Below are 23054 nucleotides of genomic sequence, written 5' to 3'. Positions count from 1 at the left end.
TGGCTTGCTCTGCTGGGTTCGTTCCTGATGGTTCTGGGGCTGACGTCGACGGCCGCGTACGGTCGTGATGCCGGCCGGCAGGCCGCGGCGGCCGATCAGGTCCTCACCTGGACCGCGGGCGATCCCATCGACCACTATCTGTCGGCTCCCACGACCGCGGTGGCCGGCAAGGCGACCATCGTCTTCGAGAACAGCACGGCGACCGGCAACACGACGAGCATGCCGCACACGCTGACGTTCAGCGTCTCCGACCCCGAGTTCAACAACGACGTGCCGCTGAACATCCTGGCCAACCCGGGTGACGACCAGGGCGGCAGACACACCGTCGAGGTCACGCTCACGCCCGGCCGGTACTTCTACCACTGCACCATGCCAGGGCATCAGGCGATGCAGGGCATTCTCACTGTGACCGACGGCGGTGGCGGCGAGGACACCACCGCACCCGAGACGTCGGCCAAGGTCGACGGCGACAAGAACGCCGACGGCGCGTACATCGGTCAGGCGACGGTCACCGTCTCGGCCACGGACGACAGTTCGGGCGTCGGCACCGTCGAGTACGCGGTCGGGGCGGACGGCGCCTGGCAGCCGTACACCACGCCCGTGGTGGTGAACGAGGTCGGCACACACAGCATCCGGTACCGCGCCACCGACAAGGCGGGCAACGCGGCCGCCGAGAAGTCCGTCGACTTCGCGGTCGCCGCGCCGCCGACCGACGACAGTACGGCGCCGGAGACCTCGGCGACCGTCTCCGGTGAGAAGGACGCCCAGGGTGCGTACCTGGGTATGGCCACCGTCACCGTGACCGCGTCCGACACCGGGTCCGGAGTCAACACCGTCGAATACGCGGTCGGGGCCGACGGCGCCTGGCAGCCGTACACCGCACCGGTGATGGTCCACGAGGTGGGGACGCACACCGTCCGCTACCGGGCCACCGACAAGGCGGGCAACACGGCCGCCGAAAAGTCCGTCGACTTCACCGTCGTCGCGCCGCCGACGCAGGACACGACCCCGCCGGAGACGACGGCGAAGGTCGAGGGCGACAAGAATTCGGACAACGCCTACGTCACCAGCGCCAAGGTGACGGTGACGGCGACCGACGCCGGGTCGGGTGTGGACAGGATCGAGTACTCGCTCGACGGCGGCCCGTACCTCGCGTACACGGCCACGGTCATCGTCGACCGCGTCGGCCACCACACCGTCGCCCACCGGGCGACGGACAAGGCGGGCAACACCTCCGAGGCGAAGCAGGTGTCGTTCACCATCGCGCAGAGCGGGGGCGTGCCCGCACCGAACTGCCCGGAGTTCGACGAGCGGCTGACCGTCATCGTCGGCACGGTCGACACGGGCGTTCCCAACCGCATCACCGGCAACCGCTGCACGATCAACGAGCTGATCGAGGACGAGAAGGACTGGTCGTCGCACGCGCTGTTCCTCAAGCACGTCGACAAGGTCCTCGACAAGCTGCTCGCCGCCGGGGTGATCGACGCCCGCGAGCACAAGAAGATCTACCGGGCGGCCAAGCAGTCGGGCATCGGCAAGCCGGGCCAGGACGAGGGCTACAAGAAGCTCTTCGACGGCACCGCGGCGTCGTTCGCCAAGTGGCAGCAGGTCGGCGGTGGCAGGTTCGGGCTCAACGCGGACGGCTCGATCACCAGCTCCACGACCGTGGACGGCATGGGGATGCTCTGGTTCCCGGGACGGCAGTACGGCGACTTCTCGCTCAAGCTCCAGTGGCGCGATGACGCCCCCGGCACGGGCAACGCCAACGGAGGTGTCTTCGTCCGCTTCCCGAACGTCCACGACAACCCGGAGGAGTCCCGCCCGGAGTGGGTCGCCATCAAATACGGCCATGAGGTGCAGATTCTCGACAAGCCGGACGGCGACATGTACAAGACGGGTTCGCTCTACGGATTCGACCGGATCGGCCTGGCCGGCGCCGGGGTCACACCCAAGGGCACCTGGAACGACTACGAGATCCGGGTGGTCGACCAGCACTACTCGATCTACCGAAACGGTGTCCTGCTGAACGAGTTCGACAACAACGGCGGACAGGTCTTCGAACCGCCACGGGGCGACGACCCGGGCACCGACGGTCGGCGTTACTCGTCCGGCTACATCGGACTCCAGGTCCACAGCACCTCGGACGTGATCTCGTACCGCGACATCCGGATCAAGGAGCTCTAACCGCTCAGGGAGAGGTCAGGTGGCCGCGGCCGCATGCTGAGGCATGTGGTCGCGGCCTTCCGGGTACCGGTGGCGCCACAGCAGGAACACGGTGCAGGAGACCAGCGCCCATCCGGCGAGCACCAGGTACGGGAAGACCCGCTGGTGACCCTGGTAGTAGACGGCGGCGTGCTGGGCGTTGACCGAGGCGCCCGGGGGGAGCCAGCGGCCGATGAAGCCGAGCACCGACGGCAGCAGCGGCCAGGACACCGCACCGCCGGAGGACGGGTTGCCGAGCAGCACCATCAGTCCCCAGGTGGGAATCATCGCCCAGCGCCCCATCAGGGCGTTGAACATGGTGAAGACCATGCCGGTGGTGAACATGGTGAGGGAGAGGATCATCCACGACTGGAGGAACGGCAGCTTGACGGAGCTGAGCAGCCAGTCCACCACGGCGGCGATCGCGAACCCGCCGAGCAGGGAGTAGGCGACGGTGAATCCGATCCGGTCCAGGGGGGCCAGCGCCTTGGCGTGCACATTCAGCTGGATGGCACCGACGAATCCGATGATCACCGCGGCGAGCGAGATGTAGAAGAGGGCGAGGCCACGCGGGTCACCCCGCTGCAGCGGCTTCACGTCCTTGACCTTCACCGGCACATGGGTTGCTTCCCCCACCTTCAGCGTGGACTCGGCGAGCAGTTGGGCGACCGAGGCTCCGGACGCGCTCGCGACGTCCAGACCGACCCCGCCGTTCTCGGACCGCAGGATGCCGAAGACCTTCTGCTGCTCCAGTGCGGTGCGTGCTTCGGCTTGGGTGCCGTACTCACGGAGCACCAGCGAGGTGTCGAGCGCGGCCTCCAGCCGGTCGAGGAAGACCTTGTCGCGCACGGTGTCGAGGTCGCCGACCACGGCGGCCGGGATGTTGCGCGGGGTCGGGTTGGCCATCGCGTACGTGTAGGAGCCGGCGAAGAGACCGGCGGCGGCCGCGATGATGAACAGGAGCACGACGGCGGGCAGATACGGGGACGCCGTGAACGCCGCCCATCGGTCACCGCGCGCCGGGGGGCGGGCATGGTCGCCGTGCGGTGTGACGGGCTCCAGGTCGGGCGCGCTCATGCAACCCCGTCCTCGTCGTGCCGGGCGCGGCTCGGCTGGACCCGTTTGGGTTCGCCGGGCATCTTCGGGTACTCCGGCGGATACGGCATGTCGCCCAGCCCGCGTTCCAGCTCGTCTCGGTCCGCCAGTTCCAGCAGACCGTCGAGCCGGAAGGCGTGGTCGTCCATGTCCGCGTGCACATCGCCCACCTCCGTGTACCGCTTCGGCATCGTCCTGATGTCGAAGTCGCGCGGCTCGGCGTCGTCGATCTCGTCCCACCGCAGGGGTGCGGAGACCGGGGCGTGCGGGTGGGGCCGTACGGAGTAGGCGGAGGCGATCGTCCGGTCGCGGGCGGTCTGGTTGAAGTCGACGAAGATGCGTTCGCCGCGCTCCTCCTTCCACCAGGCGGTGGTCACCCGGTCCGGCATCCGGCGTTCCAGTTCCCGTCCGGCCGCGATGGCGGCGCGGCGGACCTCGGTGAACGTCCAGCGGGGTTCGATCGGTACGAAGACATGGATGCCGCGGCCGCCGGAGGTCTTGGGCCAGCCGCGCAGCCCGTGGTCGTCGAGGACGGCCCGCAGCTCATGGGCGGCGGTGACCGCGTCGGCGTAGTCCGTGCCGGGCTGCGGGTCGAGGTCGATGCGCAGCTCGTCGGGGTGGTCGGTGTCGGCGCTCCGTACCGGCCAGGGGTGGAAGGTGAGCGTGCCGAGGTTGGCCGCCCACAGGACGGCCGCGAGTTCGGTGGGGCAGATCTCGTCGGCCGGACGGCCGCTGGGGAAGGCGATCCGGGCGGTGGGGATCCAGTCGGGGAGGTTCTTCGGGGCGCGTTTCTGGTAGAAGAAGTCGCCGTCGACGCCGTCCACGAAGCGCTGGAGGGTGGTCGGTCTGTCACGCAGGGCGCGGGTGATCCCGGCGCCCACGGAGAGGAAGTACTCGGCGACGTCCCTCTTCGTGTAGCCCTTCTCCGGGAAGTACACCTTGTCCGGGCTGGACAGCCGCACCGCCCGCCCGTCCGCATCCAGCTCCACCGCTGTTCCCGCTGCGCCCATGGGGCCACGCTAGGCCGGGCTCACATATGCCGCATATCGGGAGCCTCATCGAGGTATCCGGGTAAGAATCGCTCCATGGATCTGCCGGTGATGCCGCCCGTGAAGCCGATGCTCGCCAAGTCCGTGTCCAGGATCCCGCCCGGGATGCAGTACGAGGCCAAATGGGACGGCTTCCGGGCGATCGTGCACCGCGACGGCGACGAGGTGGTGATCGGCAGCCGCACCGGCAAGCCGCTCACCCGCTACTTCCCCGAGCTGGTCACGGCGGTTCGGGAGAATCTGCCGCCGCGCTGTGTGATGGACGGGGAGATCGTCGTCGCGTACGACGGCCGGCTGGACTTCGACCGGCTCAGCGAGCGTATCCATCCGGCCGATTCACGGGTACGGCTGCTGGCCGAACAGACCCCGGCCTGCCTGGTCGCCTTCGACATCCTCGCGCTGGGCGACGACTCCCTGCTGAGTACCCCGCAGGTGGACCGACGCGCGGTGCTGGAGGCGGCGCTGTCCGGTGCCTCGGCCCCCGTCCATCTCGCCCCCGCGACCACCGACCCGGCCGTCGCCCAGGAGTGGTTCGAGCGGTACGAGGGGGCCGGGCTCGACGGTGTCGTCGCCAAGCCGCTCGATCTGCCGTACCGCCCCGACGTCCGCGTCATGTACAAGATCAAGCACGAGCGGACCGCCGACTGCGTGGTGGCGGGCTACCGCTTCCACAAGAGCGGCCCGATCGTCGGCTCGCTGCTGCTCGGCCTGTACGACTCCGGGGGCGTCCTGCAGCACGTCGGGGTGTGCGCCGCCTTCCCGATGAAGCGCCGCGAGGAGCTGGTGGCGGAGCTGGAGCCGCTGCGGACCGACTTCGCCGACCATCCGTGGGCGGCCTGGGCGGACGCCACCGCGCACGAGAGCGCCCGGCTGCCCGGTGCGCCGAGCCGGTGGTCCGCGAAGAAGGACCAGTCATGGGTGGCGCTGCGTCCGGAGCGGGTGTGCGAGGTGGCGTACGACCACATGGAGGGCGACCGGTTCCGGCACACTGCCCAGTTCCGCCGGTGGCGGCCGGACCGCACCCCCGCCGGCTGCACGTATGCGCAGTTGGAGGAGGTGGTGGGATACGACCTGGCCGAGGTGTTGTCAGCCCACTGACGTCGAGCGCGACGGTGTGGCGCGGGGGTCGGGACGGCCCTCAGGGCTGACCGTCGCCGGTCCGGCCGCCGGGGTCCTCAGGGTCGTCGGACGTCTGCCATTGATCGGTCACCGGATGGTCCGGCATGGCCGCCACCATGTCCGTGAGCCGCGCACAGAGCCGCTTGATCTCCCCGTGGGTGCGGTTCCGCTCGGTGATGACCGCCGCGAGCAGCAGCGCGGTGAGTGCCGTGGCCCCGTTGAAGGCCTGGAGCGTGACCATGTTGGTGAAGAGATCCTTATGGGCGAACGGGCCGACCCCGTGGCCGGCGGCCAGAATGGCCAGCGTGGAGACGCCCAGCGCGCACGACGCGGCACCGGCGAGTTCGAAGCGGAACGCGGCCCAGACAAGGAACGGGAAGACGAGGAAGAGCAGGGAGGCGCTGGTGCCTGCCGTTGCCAGGAGCGTGACCGCAAGGGTGCCGAGCAACAGGGTCGCTGCCTCGGCCCACCGCCTCGGTGCCACACCTCGTGGCCACCGCGCCTTGCGAAGGACGAGCAGAAACGGTGCGACGACCAGCACGCCCATCGCATCGCCTGTCCACCACACCGACCAGGTGGGCCAGAAATCGCCGGCCGGCAGCGCACCGGAAAGCACCAGTCCGCTGCTGCCCACGGTCGCACTGATGAGCATCCCGCCCAGCGCACCCAGGAAGACCAGCGCCAGCGCGTCGCGCAGCCGATCCAGGTCGTTGTGGAACCCCGCACGCCGCAACAGCAGGTAGGAGCCGACGGGTGCGAGCGTATTTCCCACCACGATTGCCAGAAGGGTGAGAGGTGTCGGCCCGATGGCGACATTGGCCAGAAAGGCGCCGAGCGCGATACCCGGCCAGACCCGTAGTCCGAAGACGAGCAGACCGGCCACGGCGATACCCGTGGGTGGCCAGAGCGGCGTGACCTGCCCGCGCACCAACTGTTCGAGAAGGCCCAGCCAGGCAGCCCCGTAGTAGACGGCGGCGACACCGAGGGCCAGCAGAGTCTCGGCGCCCCTGCGCCGGAGCTCCTGATTGGTCACCACGCCAGTCATCACACACCACCCGGAAGGGCCCTACCGGCCAGGACGCGCCGGAAGACATCTCCATCGTCGCAACGCGGAACATGTGCGACGACCGCACAGGGCTACCCCGCGGAAGGAATGCCGGCGTAGCGGACGACGAGAACTGCGGCATCGTCGCGGTGCCCCGTCAGATCGGCCACCTTGATCACGTCGCCGGCCAGTTGGTCGGGATCTCCGTCGTAACCACCGCTCACCAGCTGGACCACTTCGTCGAGCCCTTTCTCGATCGGGCAGGACGGCCCTTCCACGACCCCGTCGGTGACCAGGACCAACGATCCCGGCTCCGTCAGCCGTCGTCGCGTCACCGGATAGGTCTCACCGGGGAGAATTCCGAGAGGCGGGCCCCCGCTGTCGAGAATGATGTCGGACCAGCCGGTGGCGGTGGCCCAGACCATCGGGATGTGCCCTGCCCGGGAGATGGCGAGCGCGCCGCTGCCCGGGTCGAAGGTGAGGAAGCAACACGTCGCGAAGAGGCCGCAGCTCATCGAGATGAGCAGGTCGTTGGTGCGGCTCAATATCTCGCCCGGATCGGTCGTCGCACCGGCGAGGGCCCTCAGGCTGGTGCGGGCCTGCCCCATGAAGGCGATGGCCTCGACGTCGTGCCCCTGCACGTCACCGATCGTGACCCCGACCGAACCGTTCGTCATCGGAAAGGCGTCGTACCAGTCACCCCCGACATCGAGACCGTCGCGCGAGGGGGTGTAACGGGCCGCGATGGCTATATGGGGCAGTTGAGGCAGCTGAGGCGGGAGCAGATGGCGCTGCAGCGCCTCGGCCAGTTCCACGCGGGCCCGCTGGATCCTGATCCGCTCCAGCGCCTGATCTACTAGACGTCCGAGGGTGAGCAGGGCTTCCTGGGCGCTGTCGACGTGAGTGGTGCGGTGGTGGCGCATGGCCCCTCCGGGGGCGTTCCAGCGTGATCCGCATACCACCTTAGTTCTCTTCGTAGCGGAGGGCCGGACGACATGTTGCCGAGACCGGTTCGTCCTCTTCGCTCGGACGCCACGGAAGGACGAGCGGGGCAGGCCCCCGTGCCGAACCCGCTTGCGGGCCGGCTCCGGCCACCGGAGCCCGGGCCGACGCGGGGCTGGGGCGGACCGGCCCCGGCAGCGTAATACGTGCCCCGTGCATCTCGTCCTGTCACGCCTGTGTGCACGGGCTCCGGCTTGGACTATCTTCAACAACCCAAGTCGGTACGCACCTGACCGCACGTGGGAGCGCGCTCCTCCCATGACCCACCCACATCGGGCACAGGAGAGCAAGGGGTACAGGTATGCCGGGCGTCGCACAACCCTCGGACATCGGAGAACCACTCGGACCACTGCCGCAGGAGTTCGCCGCGATCGTGCGGCCCGAACTGCCCAGTCCGATCAAGGAGATCGGGCTGGAGGTCACTCGCGTGCACCCGGAGTACGCGCTACTGCTGCGAGGACCATCCGATCACTCTCCGGCTCCTCTCCGCCCGGCCCTCCTCGACGGGCGCGAACTCGCCCCGATCGACAAGATCAGCACCAACCGCCGCGAGCGCCTGATCGAGACGCTGCGGATCTGGCTCGACACCCGCGGCACCGCGGACCAGATGGGCGAACTGCTCGACGTACACCCGCAGACGGTCCGCTACCGGATGCGTAATCTGGAGACAAACTTCGGCGAACAACTCGTCGACGCCGAGTCGCGGTTCTCGACCGAGGCCGTGCCGCGTGCGATGCAGTTGCGCGCCCGCAGCAGCGACGCGCCGCACTGAGCGACGCGGCGCGGATCACGACCCGAGCACGTACCTCACGTGGAGTCAACTTACTTACGGGTAAGGGAAAATAGCCGGTCACTCCCGAACGGTTGCCAGACGGAGACGTTCTCAACGAGAAAACCGGAACTGCGTCCCGTTACATAAGGAGGAGTCGACCGCCCATCCGGCGGCCGCGCCGCATCACCTCCTGGTCAACCATCCGAGAGGGAAACCCCCCATGACCGCCCCGCACCTCCTCGTCCCCGTCCCTATCCCGGACCGGGTCGCCGCACTGATCGGGTCCTGCATCCCGCCGCACATCGTGCAGGCGGAGTTCGCCGCCGAGTGCGCCGCCCGCGAGGTCCGCAGGTTCCGCGGTCCCCGGCTCGGCATCGAGGACCAGGCCGATCGCGAGCAGGCCCTGTCCGAGCTGGCCCGGGCCAACAAGGTGCTCGCCGCCCACCACCCCCGGCTGCCGGTGCGTCCCGGCAGCCCCTGGTGACTGCAGCGCCGACGACATCGGCAGCACATGATCCACGGGACCACGGAGAACATCCGCACCCGCATCGGCCGGCCTGACGGCCGCCGATCGGACCGCGGTGACCAGGGTGAAGTGGACCAGGAGAGAATGTCGGGCAGTAATGCCACCGAACCGCTGTTCGCACACACCCCCTGGGAAACGCCATGCCCGCCGGTCCGCGCCCGTCCGTCCTCTTCGTCACCGATCTTGCCTACGAGGCGCGCGGCCGGCGCTACTGCGACGAGGACATCCTTCTGACCTCGCGGCTTCGCGAGGAGTTCGACGTAGCGCTCTGCCATCCGCGGGACGCGGCCGCACTCCTGGACGGCTTCGACGTCGTCGTCGTACGCAACAGCGGTCCGGTGCTGCACTACCAGGAGGCGCACGACGCGTTCTGCGCCCGCGCACGCGAGCGGAACGTGCCGGTGTACAACCCGCTGACCGGCCGCGGTGACATGGCAGGCAAGCAGTATCTGGTCGACCTGAGCGCCGCGAAGTATCCGGTGATCGCGACCGTGGACCGGGCAGCCGATCTGGGGCTGCTGCCCGAGGCCGCAGAGTATGTGATCAAGCCGAAGCTGGGTGCGGACTCGGTCGGGCTGCGGTTCGTCGCACCGGAGCTGCTCGCCGCCGAGGTGGCCGCCGAGCCGGACGGCGCCGTACTCGTCCAGCCGAAGATCGACTTCAGCTACGAGGTGTCCTTCTACTTCATCGACCGGGATTTCCAGTACGCGCTGTACGCACCGCACACCGACAGGCGCTGGGTGCTGGAGCCGTACGGGCCGACGGCGGCGGATCTGGAGTTCGCCCGGCGGTTCGTGGAGTGGAACGCTCTCGCACACGGCATCCAGCGGATCGACGCCTGCCGGACGGCCGACGGCGAGTTGCTCCTCGTCGAGCTGGAGGACCTCAATCCGTACCTCTCGCTCGACCGGGTGACGGAGCCGGTGCGGGAGGCGTTCGTGGCCCGGATGAAGACGTCGGTACGCGAGCTGATCCGCTGACCCGTCCGGCCGTCCCCCACATGCGGGAGACAGGGGCCGATGTGAGGGTGCAAGCGTGACCACTGCCAGCGAGACCGCCCCCGCCGCGCAGAGTGCCGCCGCGCCGCCCGTGCTCGACCCGCGTCGCCGGAACATCGTCTTCATCACGATCGTGCTGGGGATTCTGCTGGCCGCCCTGGACCAGACGATCGTGGGCACGGCCCTGCCCACGATCGTCTCGGATCTGGGCGGCGCCGCCCATATGTCCTGGGTGGTCACCGCGTATCTGCTCGCCGAGACGGTGGCGACGGTCCTGGTCGGCAAGTTCGGTGACCTCTTCGGCCGGAAGATCGTCTTCCAGGTCTCGGCGATCATCTTCATCACCGGCTCGTTCCTGTGCGGTCTCGCGACCAATATGTCGATGCTGATCATCTGGCGAGGGCTGCAGGGCATCGGCGCGGGCGGGCTGATGGTCACCTCGATGGCGCTGATCGCCGATGTGATCCCGCTGCGTGAACGCGGCAAGTACCAGGGCGCGATCGGCGCGGTCTTCGGCGTGGCCACGGTGGTCGGGCCCCTGCTCGGCGGCCTGTTCACCGACCATCTCTCGTGGCGCTGGGCGTTCTACGTCAATGTGCCGATCGCGATCGTGGTGGTGGTAGCCGCCGCCCGGACGATCCCGGCGGTCAAGGCGGCCGGGCGGCCGGTCATCGACTATCTGGGCATCACCATGGTCACGATCGGTGCGAGCGCCCTGATCCTGGCCACGAGCTGGGGCGGCAACCAGTACGCCTGGGGGTCGCCCGCCATCATCGGTCTCTTCGTGGGTGGTGTCGTCGCGCTGGCACTCTTCTGCCTCGTGGAGTTCCGGGCGAAGGAACCGATGCTGCCGATGCGGCTGTTCCGGAACCCGGTCTTCACCGTCTGCTCGGTCCTCAGCTTCATCGTGGGCTTCGCGATGCTCGGCGCGATGATCTTCCTGCCGACGTACCTGCAGTTCGTGGACGGGAACTCGGCGACCCTGTCGGGCGTGCGGACGCTGCCGCTCGTGATCGGTCTGCTCGCAGCCTCGATCTTCAGCGGCAATGTGGTCAGCAAGACCGGCAAGTACCGGATCTTCCCCATCATCGGTTCGCTGATCATGGCGGTCGGGCTGTACCTGCTGTCCCGGATGGGTCCGGACAGCGGGGTCTGGCTGGAGTCGCTGTACATGCTGGTGCTCGGTGTCGGAATCGGGCTGTCCATGCAGGTGCTGACGATCGCGGTGCAGAACACGGTCGACTACGCGGACCTGGGCACGGCGACATCGGGCGTGACGTTCTTCCGTACGCTCGGCAGCTCCTTCGGCACCGCGGTCTTCGGCACGATCTACGCCAACGCGCTGGGCCCGAACCTGACCCAGGGAGTCACGGCTGCGGCGCGGGCGGGCGCCGACCCCGCGGTCGTGGTGAAGGCGGCGCAGAGTCCGCAGGGGCTGCACAGCCTGCCGCCCGTGCAGTCCGCGCCGCTGGTCCAGGCATACGCGGACACGCTCCACACCGTGTTCCTGTGGACGGTGCCGGTCGCGATGCTCGGGTTCGTCGTGGCCCTCTTCCTGAAAGAGGTGAAACTGCGGGACACCGCACGGGTCGCCTCGACCGACATGGGCGAAGGTTTCGCCTCTCCGAGCGACGGGGACTCGGCGAAGCTGCTCGAGTACTCGGTGGCGAAGATCCTTCGGGGTATGGGCCCGGACACGGCCCGACGGATCGTCGCCGCCTCGGACACCCGGCTCGACATGGCGGGCGCCTGGGCGGTGATGCAGGTCGAGCTGTTCACCCGGATGGTCGGCCATGCGGGGCTCGGCCTTATCGCGACCCGGCACCGGATTCCACCCGAGGTGCTGGTGCCGGTCTTCGACCGGATGATCGAGGAGGGGTATCTCAGCGGGGACGGTCATCTCTTCACGCACACCGAGGCGGGCCGGCGGGAGGCGGCGACGATCTCCCGTGCCTGGGGCGCCTGGCTCAATGAACAGGTGGACCAAGACGGCCCCCGACCCGACGACAAGCAGCTGCGGGCCGCTGTCCATGTCATCGCCAAAAGGCTGCTGGCGGAGGACCTGACGCAGGAGCTGTCCCCGGCGGACACGGCCGGTGCATCACGGGTGCCCGCCCCGGCCTGACGCCGGCGTCACCATCTCCTCCTCCAACCGAGTCCGTCGCGCTCCACCGCCCGCAGGGTCGCGGTGAGCACTCTCGGCGTGACGCCACTCGGCGGACCTCGGAGTGATCAGTCGGCGAAGACCGCTGTCGAGTAGACCCAGGCGCCTTCGTGCCGGACGAATCGGCTCTGTTCGTGGAGCGAGTCCGGCCGGCCGTTGTCCGTGTAGTGGGCGCGGAAGGTGACCGTGCCCGTGGTGTGGAAGGCGCTGCCGTCCGTCGTCGCCAGGATCTCCAGGCGCACCCAGCGCATTGCGGGATCGAAGTCGATGACGGGCGGCCGGGTGTCCGGGTGCCAGGTCCGGAGCAGGTACGCCGCGTCCTGGACGACGAACGCGGCGTACCGCGAACGCATCAGCGCCTCACAGGTCGGCGCGGCGGCCCCGGCGTGCAGCCGTCCGCAGCAGTCGGCGTACGTGGCGGAAAGACCGCAGGGGCACGGCGAGGCCGGAGTGATCGCGGTGGCCGGGGCGATCCGGGTGCTCGCGGCGGAGGTCTGCCGGGGGCGTGAGCTGCGTCGGGACATGGCCCCATTGTGACCTGCGACGGGACCGGGCAGGTGCGCCAGGGCAGACGCTGCCGTGCCGGACCGTGCGTCACCATGTCCCGGCGAAGCGGCGGCGGTACTCGGTGGGGGTGAGCCCCGTGCGGCGGCGTAGCTGGGCCCGCAGGTTCGTCGCCGTACCGAGTCCGCCGGCGCGGGCGACCACGTCGAGACGTTCCTCGCCGCGCTCCATCAGCCGGCAGGCGAAGGTGATCCGCCAATCGGTCTACCGCGCCGAAGTGAATCGTGCGGGCTCGGGGTCAGGGCTTGCGGGCCACGCCCGCGTATCCCGGGATCGGCTCGTCGCCCGGCACGTCGACGACCTCACCGAGCTCCGGGTGCCAGTCCGCAGAGAGGGTGACGCCCGGCTCGACGAGCTCCAGCCCGTCGAAGAACGCGCTGAGTTCGGCATGCGAGCGCGGACGCAGCGTCATCCCACGGGCCTTGTACATGGCGGAGGCCTGGGCCGCACCCTCGGGGTTGAAGTCCCCGGTGGTGTGCGAGAGCACCAGATAGCTGCCCGAGGGGAGCTGCGCCACCAGCCGGTCGACGAGTTCGGCCGCACCGTCCTCGTCGTCGAGGAAGTGCAGCAGGGCCAGCAGGGACAACGCGATGGGGCGGCTGAAGTCGAGGACCTTGCCCGCGTTCTCGAGGATGGCCTCCGGCCGGCGGGCGTCTGCCTGGATGTACTCGGTGGCGCCTTCGGGGGTGGAGCGCAACAGGGCCGCCGCGTGTGCGAGGACGATCGGGTCGTTGTCGCAGTAGACGATGCGCGCATCCGGGGCGGTCTGCTGGGCGATCTGGTGAAGGTTGGGCTCGGTCGGGATGCCGGTGCCGACGTCGAGGAACTGGCGTACACCCCGCTCGGCGAGCCAGCCGGTGGCGCGGTGCATGAACGCGCGGTTGACCCGGGCCATGTCACGGCCCCGTGAGTCGAGGGCCAGGAGCTGCTGGGCCATCTGTTCGTCGACCGGGTAGTTGTCCTTGCCGCCGAGGAACCAGTCGTACATCCGGGCGGGATGCGGCTTGCTGGTGTCGATCTCGATGGGCTGCGGGTCGTGCCCGGTCATTGCGCGCTCCTTAGGTCCGTGGATCGGCGAACAGAGGCTGACGTGAGGCGAGGAACAGGCGCCGGCCCTTCAGGGTCCGGTACCTGCGCGTCAGGTTCCGGTCAGGAGGAAGTCCGCCTGACCGGCCTTGGCACCCTGGATGAATGCGGCGATCTCACGGGGGGTGTAGATAAGGGCGGGGCCGTCGGGATCCGCGGACTGGCGTACAGCGACTCTGCCGTCGGCCAGCCTCATGGCCTCGACGCAGTTGCCCCCGTTGCCGCCGCTCCACGGCTTGTACCAGCCTTCGGAGCCGAGTTCGGCGGCCGGCATGCCGTTGTATATGGGGTCGATCATCACAGCTCCTTGCGGAAGTCCCGGAGGATTTCCTTCGTGCGTTGTGCAGTTGCGGCCTGAGCCGCCATGCGGTCCATGACTTCGAGGTAGGAGGCCACCTCGGGGCGCGCGTCGAAGTAGACGGCGCCGGTCAGGTACTCGCTGTACACCATGTCGGGCAGTTCGGGGACGGCGAAGCGGAAGAGGACGAACGGGCCGTAGGTGCCGGGGTGGTGGCCGGTCGCGAACTCCGCGATCTGCAACGTCACATTGGGCATTTCGGTCGCGTGGAGCAGCCGGTCGGTCTGCTCACGCATGGCTTCGGCGCTGCCGACGGGACGGCGCAGGACCGTCTCGTCCATCACCACCCACAGCTTCGGGGCGTCCGGGCGTGTCAGCAGCGCCTGCCGCTCCATCCGCAGCGCCACATGGCCCTCGATGTCCTCGGGCCGGGTCTGGCCGACGGCGCCGGTGCGCATCACCGAACGTGCGTAGTCCTCGGTCTGCAGGAGTCCGGGGACGAAGTGCGGTTCATACATGCGCAGGAGGCTCGCGGCACCCTCCAGGCTGACGTACATGCTGAACCAGTCGGGCAGGACGTCGTGGAACCGCTGCCACCAGCCGGGCTTGTTGGCCTCCTCGGCGAGCTCGACGAAGGAGTCGGCCTCACCGTCGGTGATCCCGTAGGCCTTCAGAAGCAGTTGCACATAGGGGATCTTGAGAGCGACCTCTGCCGTCTCCATCCTGCGAATCGTCGCAGGAGCGACCCGCAGCACCTTGGCAGCCTGGTCACGGCTCAGGCCGACACGCTCCCGCAGGTCCTGCAGGCGCTTGCCGAGAACGACCTGACCCACGGTCGGGGCGGACCGCGGTTCGCTCACTTCAGACCTCCCGATGCGCTGTTTGCGAGCAGTGTGCCATGCGTATGCCTTCAAAGACACGGTCACTCTGAAAATTTCAGAGTGCCCCTTGCCAAGTGTTCGCGACAGGGGGAGAGTTGGTGGGTGAACCACTTCACTTAGTCATGCCCGCTCTCTCCCCCCGAGATGCGAAGCGTGGCGCATCCCCCCACTGTGAGGAATCGGTCGTGGCACCTGGCAGTGCGCTCATCCCCCGGCACGTCGACCTCGCGCCCGGGACGGAAGCGCTCCGGTACTGCTTCGCACTGCCCGCCCACCCGGAATCGGTGGCAGGTGCACGACGGCTGACGCGGGCCCGGCTGGACGAGTGGCGGCTGGACGCGGATGCACACGAAGCGGCGGTCCTGGTCGTCTCGGAGCTGGTCACCAATGCGGTGGTGCACACCGCGAGCGCTCGCGTCGTGTGCGAGCTGCACTGCCTCGAAAGACGGCTGCGTATAGCCGTACAGGATCAAGGACACCAGCCCGGTGGCCCGAAGCTGCGCCGCACCGCCGATGACGAACACGGACGCGGCCTGCTGCTCGTCGACGCGATGAGCAGCGCCTGGGGGTCCCGCGACAGCGGGGACGGCTCGGGCCGCATCGTCTGGGCAGAACTGCCGCACGGCACGGAGCAGTCATGTTGAGGAACGCAATGTCCCAGTTGCTCGGAACCCGCCGCTCCCGTGAGCCCCAGCCGCCCGGCGTGGGCGACAGCGGGGTACACCTGCCGGTACCGCCCGCGCTCTCGGCAAGTCTGGGCTGCGACGCGGTGGGGGTCCCGGCCGCATACGGATTCCGGTTGTTGTCGCATCTGCCACGCACCGGTTGCGTCTTCGCGGACGCCGACCGCTGGTGGTGGATCGTCCCGGCGGGATCGGATCTCGAACTGGACTGGCCGGCGCAGGTCGCGTACGCCAGGGGTGCGTATGTCCCCGCGGTGCGGCCGCGGCTGATCCACGCACCCGACAGCCGTACGCCCTACACCCCGCCCATTCCGCTGTTCTTGATGGTGTGCCAGGTCACTGGGGTGACACCGTCCTGGGCAGTGGCCGACGGCCCCCGAGCGGTGTCCGCCGGCTGACCTCCATTGCCTTCACTGCACCCCTGACCTGGGGCTATTTCCGCCGGTGCACCGTCACGCTGCGTTGTCAGTGGCGGGTTCCGGTGTCGCAGCACTGATCGAGAAGCCCGCCGCGAAGCGGGCTGTCCAGGTGTGAAGGGGGCGGGCCGGTGCCCCGGCGCGGGGTGACCGGCCCGATCTGGCCGCCGGTGACGGCTCCACGGCCCTGGCGGCGGCCGGAAGCCGCTCACCGGATCCGCCGGCCGCGGCACTGGACGAGGCGATATCCGCGGCCGACGGCAGGCTGTCCCGTCCGACCGCCCCGGCCCCGTATCGACGAGGCGGCGACCGCCCTGTCTGGACCGGGCCGGCCCGCGCGGCGGAATTGCCGCGGGCGTTCCTGAACGCGCTGGACGGGCAGGCGGAGAGCGGGCGGACCGCCGCCTGGCTGGAGGCCTGGCTCCAACTCCTGGTCAGCAGCGAGCTGCGGGCCGCCGACAGCTGATGACGCTCCGGGGCGAGCAATCGTGTCCCGGTCAGGCCCGGTTCAGATAGGCGAGCCCGGGGTGAGCCTTCGTATACCCGTCGACGAGTCGGCGGGCGACCGAGACCGAATCGACGAGGGGGTGCAGTGCGAAGGCCTGTACGGCGGTGGCGCGTGAGCCGGTGGCCGACGCGTCGAGGACCGCGCGCTCGACGGCTTTGACCGCCGTGACCAGGCCGACGGCGTGATACGGGAGGGGGTCGACGGCTACGGGGTGGGCGCCGTTGGCGTCGACGAGGCAGGGGACTTCGATGACGGCGTCCGCGTCGAGCACGGACAGCGTGGTGCGGTTGCGCACGTTGAGGATGAGGGATGTCCGCTCGTTGCGGGCGACGGCCCGCATGAGGGCGAGGGCGACCTGTTCGTACCCGCCGGACTCCAGATCGCTCTCGTCCCGCTCACCGGCCCCGGCGACCTCCCTGTTCTCCGACATGTAGGTGGCCTCGCGTTCGGCGCGGGTGCGGTCCCAGGTCGGCAGGGCGGGGGTGGCCGGGTCCTTCATCCGGGCGTAGAAGCCCTCCTGCTGGTCGCGGAGGAAGGCGCCGCGGGTCTGTTCGGCGTCCTGGTAGGCGCGGACGGCTTCCCGGTTGAAGTAGTAGTAGTGCAGGTACTCGTTGGGGATCGCACCGAGTGAACGGAGCCAGTCGGTGCCGAAGAGCTTGCCCTCCTCGAACGAGCCCAGCAACTCCGGGTCGGCGAGCAGGCGCGGCAGTTCGTCGCGGCCGTCGATGTGCAGCCCACGGACCCAGCCCAGGTGGTTGAGGCCGACGTAGTCGATCCAGGCGCGGTCGTGATCCGCGCCCAGGGTCCGGGCGATACGGCGGCCGAGGCCCACCGGCGAGTCGCAGATGCCGATGACCCGGTCGCCGAGGTGGCGTGACATGGCTTCGGTGACCAGGCCTGCCGGGTTGGTGAAGTTGATGACCCAGGCGTGCGGGGCCAGCCGGGCGATGCGGCGGGCGAGACCGTCCGCGACGGGGACGGTGCGCAGCCCGTAGGCGATGCCGCCCGCGCCGACCGTCTCCTGACCGAGCACTCCTTCGTCGAGGGCGACCCGTTCGTCGGCGGCACGGCCTTCGAGGCCGCCGACACGGATGGCGGAGAAGACGAAGTCGGCGCCCCGCAGTGCCTCGTCGAGCTCGGTGGTGGCGAGAACGGTGGGTGCGTCCGGCACCCCCTCGGCCTGATCGGCGAGGACACGGGCGACGGCCGTGAGCCGGTCGGCGTCGGTGTCGTAGAGGGTGACGGCGGTGACACGGCCTTCGGCGTGGTCGGCGAGCAGCGCCCCGTACACCAGGGGGACCCGGAATCCGCCGCCGCCCAGAATTGTCAGCTTCACGCTTCCGCATGGTACGGGCCCGAAGCTCCGTACCGGGCCCGCCGCCGTCACCGCGGCAAGCGCGCGGGCCGATGGCCCCGGACTCCGAGGTCCGGGGCCACCGGCCCGTAACTGCGCTCGTGCCGGTCGTGGCGCGGACAGCCAGGTCAGTAGCCGCTCCACCAGCGCGTCACCGCGCGCCACAGCCTCGCCGGTGCGGCCGGCCTGCGCTGGCGCGGGATCCGGCCGGCTGCCGACCGCCCCGCGGCCGCGTTTCCGGGCTCCGTCTCGGTCTGCACCCCGCCACCCTGCACGGCACCGGCCCTGCCGGGGCCGGCCTGCGCCCCCGCACCGGCCGGAGCAGGCGGGGGTGCCGGAGTGCGCACCGACGCGGGCGGCGTGTGCCGGAGCGGCGACTGAACTTCCCAGTTCTCGCGCGCCGGGTCACGCCGGCCCGTCGACGGGGGTTCGTCGTCGTCCTGCGGCGGGCGGGCGGCGAAGTCCGCGGGCAGTTCCACGAGATGCCGGGACATGATGTTCCCGATCCACTGCAGTTCGCTCTCGTCGACGGCCAGTTCGAGGTCCGGCAGGCGCATCAGCAGGGCGTCGACGCCGACGTCCGCGATCGCTCGCCCGATGTCCTGGCCGGGGCATTCGTGCGGGCCGCCACTGAACGCGAGGTGGGCGCGGTTGCCCTCCATGTTGGCGGTGAGATCGGGCCGTACCACCGGGTCCGTGTTGGCGGGTGCGATGCCGACGATCAGCGCGTCGCCCTCCCTGATGCGCTGGCCGCCGAGCTCCGTGTCGCCGACCGCCCAGCGGCCGAACACCGCGGTGAACGGCGGCTCGTCCCACAGCGTCTGCTCGACCGCCTCCGGCACCGTCATGTGGCCGCCGCTGAGCCTGGCCCGGAACCGCGGGTCGGTGAGCACCATGCGGAGCACGTTGGCGATCAGGTTGGCGGTCGCCTCGTAGGCGGCGATGAGGATCAGCCGCAGATGCTCGGTGACCTCGGTGTCGGTCATTCCCGCGGGATGCTCGACGAGCCAGGTGGCGAAGTCGGAGGCGGGTTCGGTCCGGCGCCGTTGGACCAGCCGGCTCAGCGCGGCGACGACGTAGGCGTTGCTCGCGACAGCGGTCGCCGTGCCCCGGGTCATGTCGCGGGCGGCCTGCACCATGCGGTCGTTGTACTCCTCGGGCATGCCGAGGATCGCGCACATCACCATCATCGGCAGCTGCTCGGCGAACTGGCTGACCAGGTCGACACGGCCTTCCTGGCAGAAGTCGTTGACGAGGCGGTTGCTGAAGCGGTTGATGTGACGGCGAACGCCGCGGTGGTCGATGCGGGCCATGCTGTCGGTGACCGCGCCGCGCAGCCGTTCATGGTCGTCGCCGTCGGCGAACACGCACACCGGCTGCCAGGTGAAGATCGGGGCCAGCGGGTGGTCCGGGGCGACACTGCCGTCCTGCAGGGCCCGCCAGCGCCGGGAGTCGCGGGAGAACTGCGAGGGGGTGCGGGTCATGTGCAGGTTCTCGCTGTGCCCGAGCACCAGCCAGGCGGGTACGTCCCCGTGCAGCAGGATCGGTGCCACCGTGCCGTGTTCGGCGCGCAGCTTGTCGTACAGCCCTGCGGGGTCCCGCTCCGCCTCGGGGCCGTAGAACCGGCGCAGCCCGCCGGGTCCGGTACCGAGGCCGTGGGCCGGGCACTCGGGCGGTGGGACCGGCCCCGTGGCCGCGCCGGGCTCGTAGTGGAAAGGGGTTGTCACGATCGCTCCAGGGATGAGGCTGCCGAGATCGGATGTGTACGGGCGAGGGATCGAGCGGGTGCCAAGAGGGTGTCCAGCGGGGTGCGCGTGGGGGCGGGCACGGTGCGGTGCGGCGCGGTGGGATCAGCCGAGCGGGACGGCCAGGCTGTGCAGATAGCGCATCAGGGTCATCAGCACATCGCGGCTGGACGCGCGCAGTCTCGCGTCGCAGTCGATCATCGGAACCTCGTCCGGCAGGTCCAGGGCGCTGCGCAGTGCCTCGACCGGGTGCTTCGGGGCGTCCGGGAAGGTGTTGACGGCGACGACGAACGGCACGCCGCGCTCCTCCAGACGCCCGATCACGTCGAAGCTGACTTCGAGGCGTCGGGTGTCGATGAGGACGACGGCGCCGAGCGCACCCTCGAAGAGACCGTTCCACAGGAACCAGAAGCGTTCCTGGCCCGGGGTACCGAAGAGGTAGAGGATCAGCTCGTCGCTGATGCTGATCCGGCCGAAGTCCATGGCGACGGTGGTGGCGGTCTTGCTCTCCACCCCGACGTTGTCGTCCACGCCGACGCCGGCCTGGGTCATGGTCTCTTCGGTGGTCAGAGGCCGGATCTCGCTGACGGAACCGACCATGGTCGTCTTGCCGACCCCGAACCCACCGACTATCACCACCTTCACGGCCGCTGTGGCCGTGGTGGGCAGGATGTCCTCCGTCCTTGGGCCGGTGATCGTGTCAGAGTTTCTGAAGTCCATGCATCACCGCTTCGAGAAGAGACCTGTCCGGGAGTGTGGCGCGGACGATGGGCGCGCGCGATTCGATCAGTTCGGTCGTGAGGAGATCGGTGAGGAGCGAAGTCACCACGCTGAACGGCAGGCTGAGGTAGGCCGAGATCTCGGCGACGGATAACGGCGCCTGGCAGAGCCGCAGGATCACGGCCTGTTCGGGCTGGACCGTCGGCGTCGGTTCCACCTTCGCGACGATCATCGTGACCAGGTCGAGCGCCGCCCGCTCACTGCCGTCGGGATCGCCGGTGATCACGTACAGCCGTTCCGGATCGCTCAGTGCCGGATCGGCCTTTCGGCGTTCTCGTCGGGGAGCACTCATCCGGCCTGCCCGTCATGACGCGGCGGGCTCGTGAGGTGGGCGCCGATCCTGACGACCATGTCGCGCATCCGTGCTCCGACGAGTCCCGCGTCCACCGTCTCTCCGGCGAGGACCGCGAGGTACGCACCGGTCCCGGCGGCCATCAAGTAGAAGAAACCGCCGGTGACTTCGATGACGACGAGCCTCATCATTCCGTCGCTGTACGGGATTTCGGAGGCGACGGCGGCGGCCAGGCTCTGCAGTCCGGCGCAGGCGGCCGCCAGCCGGTCGGCGACATCGGGGTCGCCACCGTGCCGGGCGATGCGCAGGCCGTCCGCGGAGAGCACCACGATCTGATGGATGTCGGGAACGTCGTCGGCCAGTTCCTTGAGCATCCAGTCCATATTGCCCCGCTGCTGGATCACTTCAGATCTCCCTTGTCCCACGCATCGTCAGAGTCTTCGTCGGTCTTCGGCTCCTGCGGCACGCCGTTGACGGCGTTGGTGAATGCCTCCAGCCAGAGTCCGGGCGGCGGCTCCTTGGCGCTGTCGCTACCGTTGCGCTGCCCTGCGGCGGGTGCGGCCGACTGCGCGGGGAGATTGTGCGAGCCGAGCGGTGCGCGGCCGCGGCTGCGGCGCTGCGGGAGGCCGCCGGCGGTCCACTCGGTCACCACGGGGGCGTCGTCCCCCGTGGCGGACGCGGGGGCGGCCGGCCGGGAGTCGGAGGCGACCGGTCCGGTGGCCGGGCGGGACTCCAGGGGGAGAGGCTGGCGGCGCTTGCTGCGCGGCGGAACGACGTGCTTCATGTTCGAGAGGTCGATGTCGCTGGTAGGTCTCGACGTGGCACCGATGCCGTGGGCGATACCGGGTGCGGGGCCGGTGGTGATCATGGCGCGGGGCACGATGAGGACGGCGCGGACCCCGCCGTACGCGGACTGCCGCAGCGAGACCTGGAGGTCGTACATCCGGGAGAGCCGGCCGACGACGGCCATGCCGAGCCGCGGGGACTCGCCGAGATCGTTCATATTGGATCCGGCCTGGGCCCTGGCGAGCATGTTCTCCGCCCGCGCGCGGGCCTCCTCGCTGAGGCTGACGCCGCCGTCCTCGATCTCGATGGCGATGCCGGACTGCACCTCGACCGCGGTGACGTGCACCCGGGTCTGCGGCGGCGAGTAGCGGGTGGCGTTGTCGAGGAGCTCGGCGCAGGCGTGGATGAGCGGCTCGACCGCGGTGCCGATGATGGCGACCTTGGCGATCGAGTGCAGATCGACGCGCGGATACTCGAGGATCCGGGACATGGCACCACGCAGCACGCTGAACAGCGGTACGGGCTTGGGCCATTGGCGGCTGGGGCGAGCGCCGCCGAGCACCGCGATCGAGTCGGCGAGGCGGCCGATCAGCGCGGTGCCGTGGTCGATGCGCAGCAGGTCGTCGAAGACGTCGGGGTTGCGACCGTGGTGCTCCTCCATCTCCCGCAGCTCGGAGGCCTGGCGGTGGACGATCGCCTGGACGCGCCGGGCGACGTTGACGAAGGCGCGCTGCGCGGAGTCACGCATCGCCTCTTCGTTGTCGATGATGTTCAGCACCGTACGAACGAGGGCGCGTTGGGCGTCGGGAAGATCGCGGTACGTCTCGTCGGCGTCGACGACGTCGCGCAGTACCTCGTCGGGCGAGTTGCCCACCCGGAGCCGGTGGATCGCGGCCGGCAGCAGCTCCTTGCTGATCCGGATGGCCTCTTCGTCATGGGTGGCGAGCCGACGTTCAAGGACGGCGAGGCGGCGTTCGTACTCGGCGCGCTGCCTGCGCATCGCGCGTCCGCGGCGGCCGAGCACGACGCCGAGTGAGGCGACCACGACGGTGGCGACGGCTCCGCACAGGACAACTGGTATCCGCGCGGGCTCGGAGACCAGTGCCGCGGCGGCGGCGGTCGCGCCGGCCATCAGGAGCACGGGGAGCAACGCGGCGCGAGCAACGGGAATTTCTCGGTCGATCGGCGGTGATTCAACTCGAACCATCTAAGACCTCTGACGGTTGATTCGGGAGGTATGCGCGCATCGAGGGCGCGCAGGAACAAGCGCTCGAATTCGTATCAACTCGACTTCACTGCGCGTGAGCATAGCCAGATAGAAACAGCGCTTCGGCATATTCACCCAACCCCCTGCGCGAGCCGTCCGGCGGTAATACACTCACGAGTTTTTGCACGCACCGCCTCCAGCCGTGTGCGAGGAGTGACGTAGTGCTGGAACGCGGGCGACATGACGCTTCCCGTACCGCTGTGCGGGACGTTGTCAGGACTTACTTTCGGAGAGAGGTACGGCGGCAGAGGAGTTGACGCACCGCATCGATTCCCGAGCGGGCCGTTCCGTCCCACTCCGAGGTACGCAGGCACATGCGATCGCGTACGGCGTGCTCCACCTGGCCTCCGACGAGTCCCGCTTCGCGACCGTCACCGAACGCGTCGTGGACGGGGGCTGCACGGCGGCCTGAGCCGCCACCC

Annotated in this window: 22 protein-coding genes and 2 pseudogenes; 9 read left to right on the top strand and 15 right to left on the bottom strand. The window is 69.5% G+C overall.

All coding sequences use genetic code 11. The features are described 5' to 3' along the window. Positions 1 to 27: 27 nt before the first annotated feature. On the top strand, positions 28 to 2184 hold the full coding sequence (locus ACIA8E_RS11750; protein ID WP_399296959.1) for an OmpL47-type beta-barrel domain-containing protein: 2157 nt from the start codon (positions 28 to 30) through the stop codon (positions 2182 to 2184). 15 nt (positions 2185 to 2199) lie between these two features. On the opposite strand, the gene ACIA8E_RS11745 is transcribed toward ACIA8E_RS11750, so the two are convergent. After that, the gene (locus tag ACIA8E_RS11745) at positions 2200 to 3279 is read right to left on the bottom strand and encodes an ABC transporter permease (RefSeq protein WP_399296957.1); all 1080 of its coding nucleotides are present in this window, start codon (positions 3277 to 3279) and stop codon (positions 2200 to 2202) included. Next, entirely contained in the window at positions 3276 to 4286 is a 1011-nt protein-coding gene (ligD, locus tag ACIA8E_RS11740) for a non-homologous end-joining DNA ligase (protein WP_399297580.1), read from the bottom strand. Before ligD ends, ACIA8E_RS11745 begins: the two co-directional genes overlap by 4 nt. 96 nt (positions 4287 to 4382) lie before the next feature. Between ligD and ACIA8E_RS11735 the strand changes: the two genes are divergently transcribed. Further along, positions 4383 to 5444: an ATP-dependent DNA ligase gene (locus tag ACIA8E_RS11735; protein WP_399296955.1), complete on the top strand. Its 1062-nt coding sequence runs from the start codon at positions 4383 to 4385 to the stop codon at positions 5442 to 5444. A gap of 40 nt (positions 5445 to 5484) precedes the next feature. On the opposite strand, the gene ACIA8E_RS11730 is transcribed toward ACIA8E_RS11735, so the two are convergent. Continuing rightward, entirely contained in the window at positions 5485 to 6510 is a 1026-nt protein-coding gene (locus ACIA8E_RS11730) for an MASE1 domain-containing protein (protein WP_399296953.1), read from the bottom strand. A 92-nt stretch (positions 6511 to 6602) separates the two neighbouring features. Beyond that, positions 6603 to 7433, bottom strand: a complete 831-nt coding sequence (locus ACIA8E_RS11725; protein WP_399296952.1) for a PP2C family protein-serine/threonine phosphatase — start codon at positions 7431 to 7433, stop codon at positions 6603 to 6605. 531 nt (positions 7434 to 7964) lie between these two features. On the opposite strand from ACIA8E_RS11725, the pseudogene ACIA8E_RS11720 reads away from it, so the two are divergent. The 4 genes and pseudogenes from ACIA8E_RS11720 to ACIA8E_RS11705 form a co-directional block, all read left to right on the top strand. After that, a pseudogene (locus tag ACIA8E_RS11720) lies at positions 7965 to 8284 on the top strand (helix-turn-helix domain-containing protein); the annotation flags it as partial. 220 nt (positions 8285 to 8504) lie between these two features. After that, on the top strand, positions 8505 to 8768 hold the full coding sequence (locus tag ACIA8E_RS11715; protein WP_399296950.1) for a hypothetical protein: 264 nt from the start codon (positions 8505 to 8507) through the stop codon (positions 8766 to 8768). A gap of 182 nt (positions 8769 to 8950) precedes the next feature. Beyond that, positions 8951 to 9790, top strand: coding sequence for a hypothetical protein (locus tag ACIA8E_RS11710; protein WP_399296948.1), 840 nt, complete (start codon positions 8951 to 8953; stop codon positions 9788 to 9790). A gap of 55 nt (positions 9791 to 9845) precedes the next feature. Continuing rightward, positions 9846 to 11933, top strand: a complete 2088-nt coding sequence (locus ACIA8E_RS11705; protein WP_399296946.1) for an MDR family MFS transporter — start codon at positions 9846 to 9848, stop codon at positions 11931 to 11933. Between the two features lie 107 nt (positions 11934 to 12040). On the opposite strand, the gene ACIA8E_RS11700 is transcribed toward ACIA8E_RS11705, so the two are convergent. From ACIA8E_RS11700 to ACIA8E_RS11680, 5 genes and pseudogenes are all read right to left on the bottom strand, one after another. Continuing rightward, the gene (locus tag ACIA8E_RS11700; protein WP_356001866.1) at positions 12041 to 12496 is read right to left on the bottom strand and encodes a YchJ family metal-binding protein; all 456 of its coding nucleotides are present in this window, start codon (positions 12494 to 12496) and stop codon (positions 12041 to 12043) included. 70 nt (positions 12497 to 12566) lie between these two features. After that, positions 12567 to 12731 (bottom strand): annotated as a pseudogene (locus ACIA8E_RS11695) (AraC family transcriptional regulator); the annotation flags it as partial. A gap of 43 nt (positions 12732 to 12774) precedes the next feature. Beyond that, positions 12775 to 13584, bottom strand: coding sequence for an SAM-dependent methyltransferase (locus ACIA8E_RS11690; protein WP_399296944.1), 810 nt, complete (start codon positions 13582 to 13584; stop codon positions 12775 to 12777). Positions 13585 to 13674: 90 nt separating this feature from the next. Continuing rightward, complete coding sequence (locus tag ACIA8E_RS11685) at positions 13675 to 13917, bottom strand: DUF397 domain-containing protein (RefSeq protein ID WP_030930006.1); 243 nt, start codon at positions 13915 to 13917, stop codon at positions 13675 to 13677. Positions 13918 to 13919: 2 nt separating this feature from the next. Then, complete coding sequence (locus ACIA8E_RS11680; RefSeq protein WP_399296942.1) at positions 13920 to 14780, bottom strand: helix-turn-helix domain-containing protein; 861 nt, start codon at positions 14778 to 14780, stop codon at positions 13920 to 13922. Positions 14781 to 14986: 206 nt separating this feature from the next. On the opposite strand from ACIA8E_RS11680, the gene ACIA8E_RS11675 reads away from it, so the two are divergent. Both ACIA8E_RS11675 and ACIA8E_RS11670 read left to right on the top strand, forming a co-directional pair. Beyond that, entirely contained in the window at positions 14987 to 15445 is a 459-nt protein-coding gene (locus ACIA8E_RS11675) for an ATP-binding protein (RefSeq protein WP_399296940.1), read from the top strand. Continuing rightward, positions 15439 to 15882 carry a hypothetical protein gene (locus ACIA8E_RS11670; protein ID WP_399296938.1) on the top strand — a complete coding sequence of 148 codons (444 nt, stop codon included), beginning with the start codon at positions 15439 to 15441 and terminating at the stop codon, positions 15880 to 15882. The genes ACIA8E_RS11675 and ACIA8E_RS11670 overlap by 7 nt, the downstream gene beginning before the upstream one ends. A gap of 515 nt (positions 15883 to 16397) precedes the next feature. On the opposite strand, the gene ACIA8E_RS11665 is transcribed toward ACIA8E_RS11670, so the two are convergent. The 6 genes from ACIA8E_RS11665 to ACIA8E_RS11640 form a co-directional block, all read right to left on the bottom strand. Then, a complete protein-coding gene (locus ACIA8E_RS11665) occupies positions 16398 to 17744 on the bottom strand; it encodes a 6-phospho-beta-glucosidase (protein ID WP_399296936.1) in 1347 nt (448 codons plus the stop codon). A 146-nt stretch (positions 17745 to 17890) separates the two neighbouring features. Next, positions 17891 to 19489 carry a cytochrome P450 gene (locus ACIA8E_RS11660; RefSeq protein ID WP_399296934.1) on the bottom strand — a complete coding sequence of 533 codons (1599 nt, stop codon included), beginning with the start codon at positions 19487 to 19489 and terminating at the stop codon, positions 17891 to 17893. Positions 19490 to 19612: 123 nt separating this feature from the next. Further along, positions 19613 to 20227 carry an ATP/GTP-binding protein gene (locus ACIA8E_RS11655; protein ID WP_093779424.1) on the bottom strand — a complete coding sequence of 205 codons (615 nt, stop codon included), beginning with the start codon at positions 20225 to 20227 and terminating at the stop codon, positions 19613 to 19615. Further along, on the bottom strand, positions 20208 to 20579 hold the full coding sequence (locus ACIA8E_RS11650) for a DUF742 domain-containing protein (protein WP_399296932.1): 372 nt from the start codon (positions 20577 to 20579) through the stop codon (positions 20208 to 20210). Before ACIA8E_RS11650 ends, ACIA8E_RS11655 begins: the two co-directional genes overlap by 20 nt. Then, the gene (locus ACIA8E_RS11645; RefSeq protein ID WP_030929977.1) at positions 20576 to 20983 is read right to left on the bottom strand and encodes a roadblock/LC7 domain-containing protein; all 408 of its coding nucleotides are present in this window, start codon (positions 20981 to 20983) and stop codon (positions 20576 to 20578) included. The genes ACIA8E_RS11650 and ACIA8E_RS11645 overlap by 4 nt, the downstream gene beginning before the upstream one ends. After that, positions 20980 to 22572 carry a sensor histidine kinase gene (locus ACIA8E_RS11640; protein WP_399296929.1) on the bottom strand — a complete coding sequence of 531 codons (1593 nt, stop codon included), beginning with the start codon at positions 22570 to 22572 and terminating at the stop codon, positions 20980 to 20982. Before ACIA8E_RS11640 ends, ACIA8E_RS11645 begins: the two co-directional genes overlap by 4 nt. Before the next feature lie 313 nt (positions 22573 to 22885). Here ACIA8E_RS11640 and ACIA8E_RS11635 point away from each other — a divergent pair, with 313 nt between their 5' ends. Then, a complete protein-coding gene (locus tag ACIA8E_RS11635; protein ID WP_399296928.1) occupies positions 22886 to 23044 on the top strand; it encodes a hypothetical protein in 159 nt (52 codons plus the stop codon). The last annotated feature ends 10 nt before the right edge of the window (positions 23045 to 23054 follow it).

Origin of the sequence: Streptomyces sp. NPDC051664 (assembly GCF_044453545.1) — a bacterium.
Taxonomy (GTDB): Bacteria; Actinomycetota; Actinomycetes; order Streptomycetales; family Streptomycetaceae; genus Streptomyces.
This window is presented reverse-complemented; position numbering and strand designations above follow the sequence as displayed.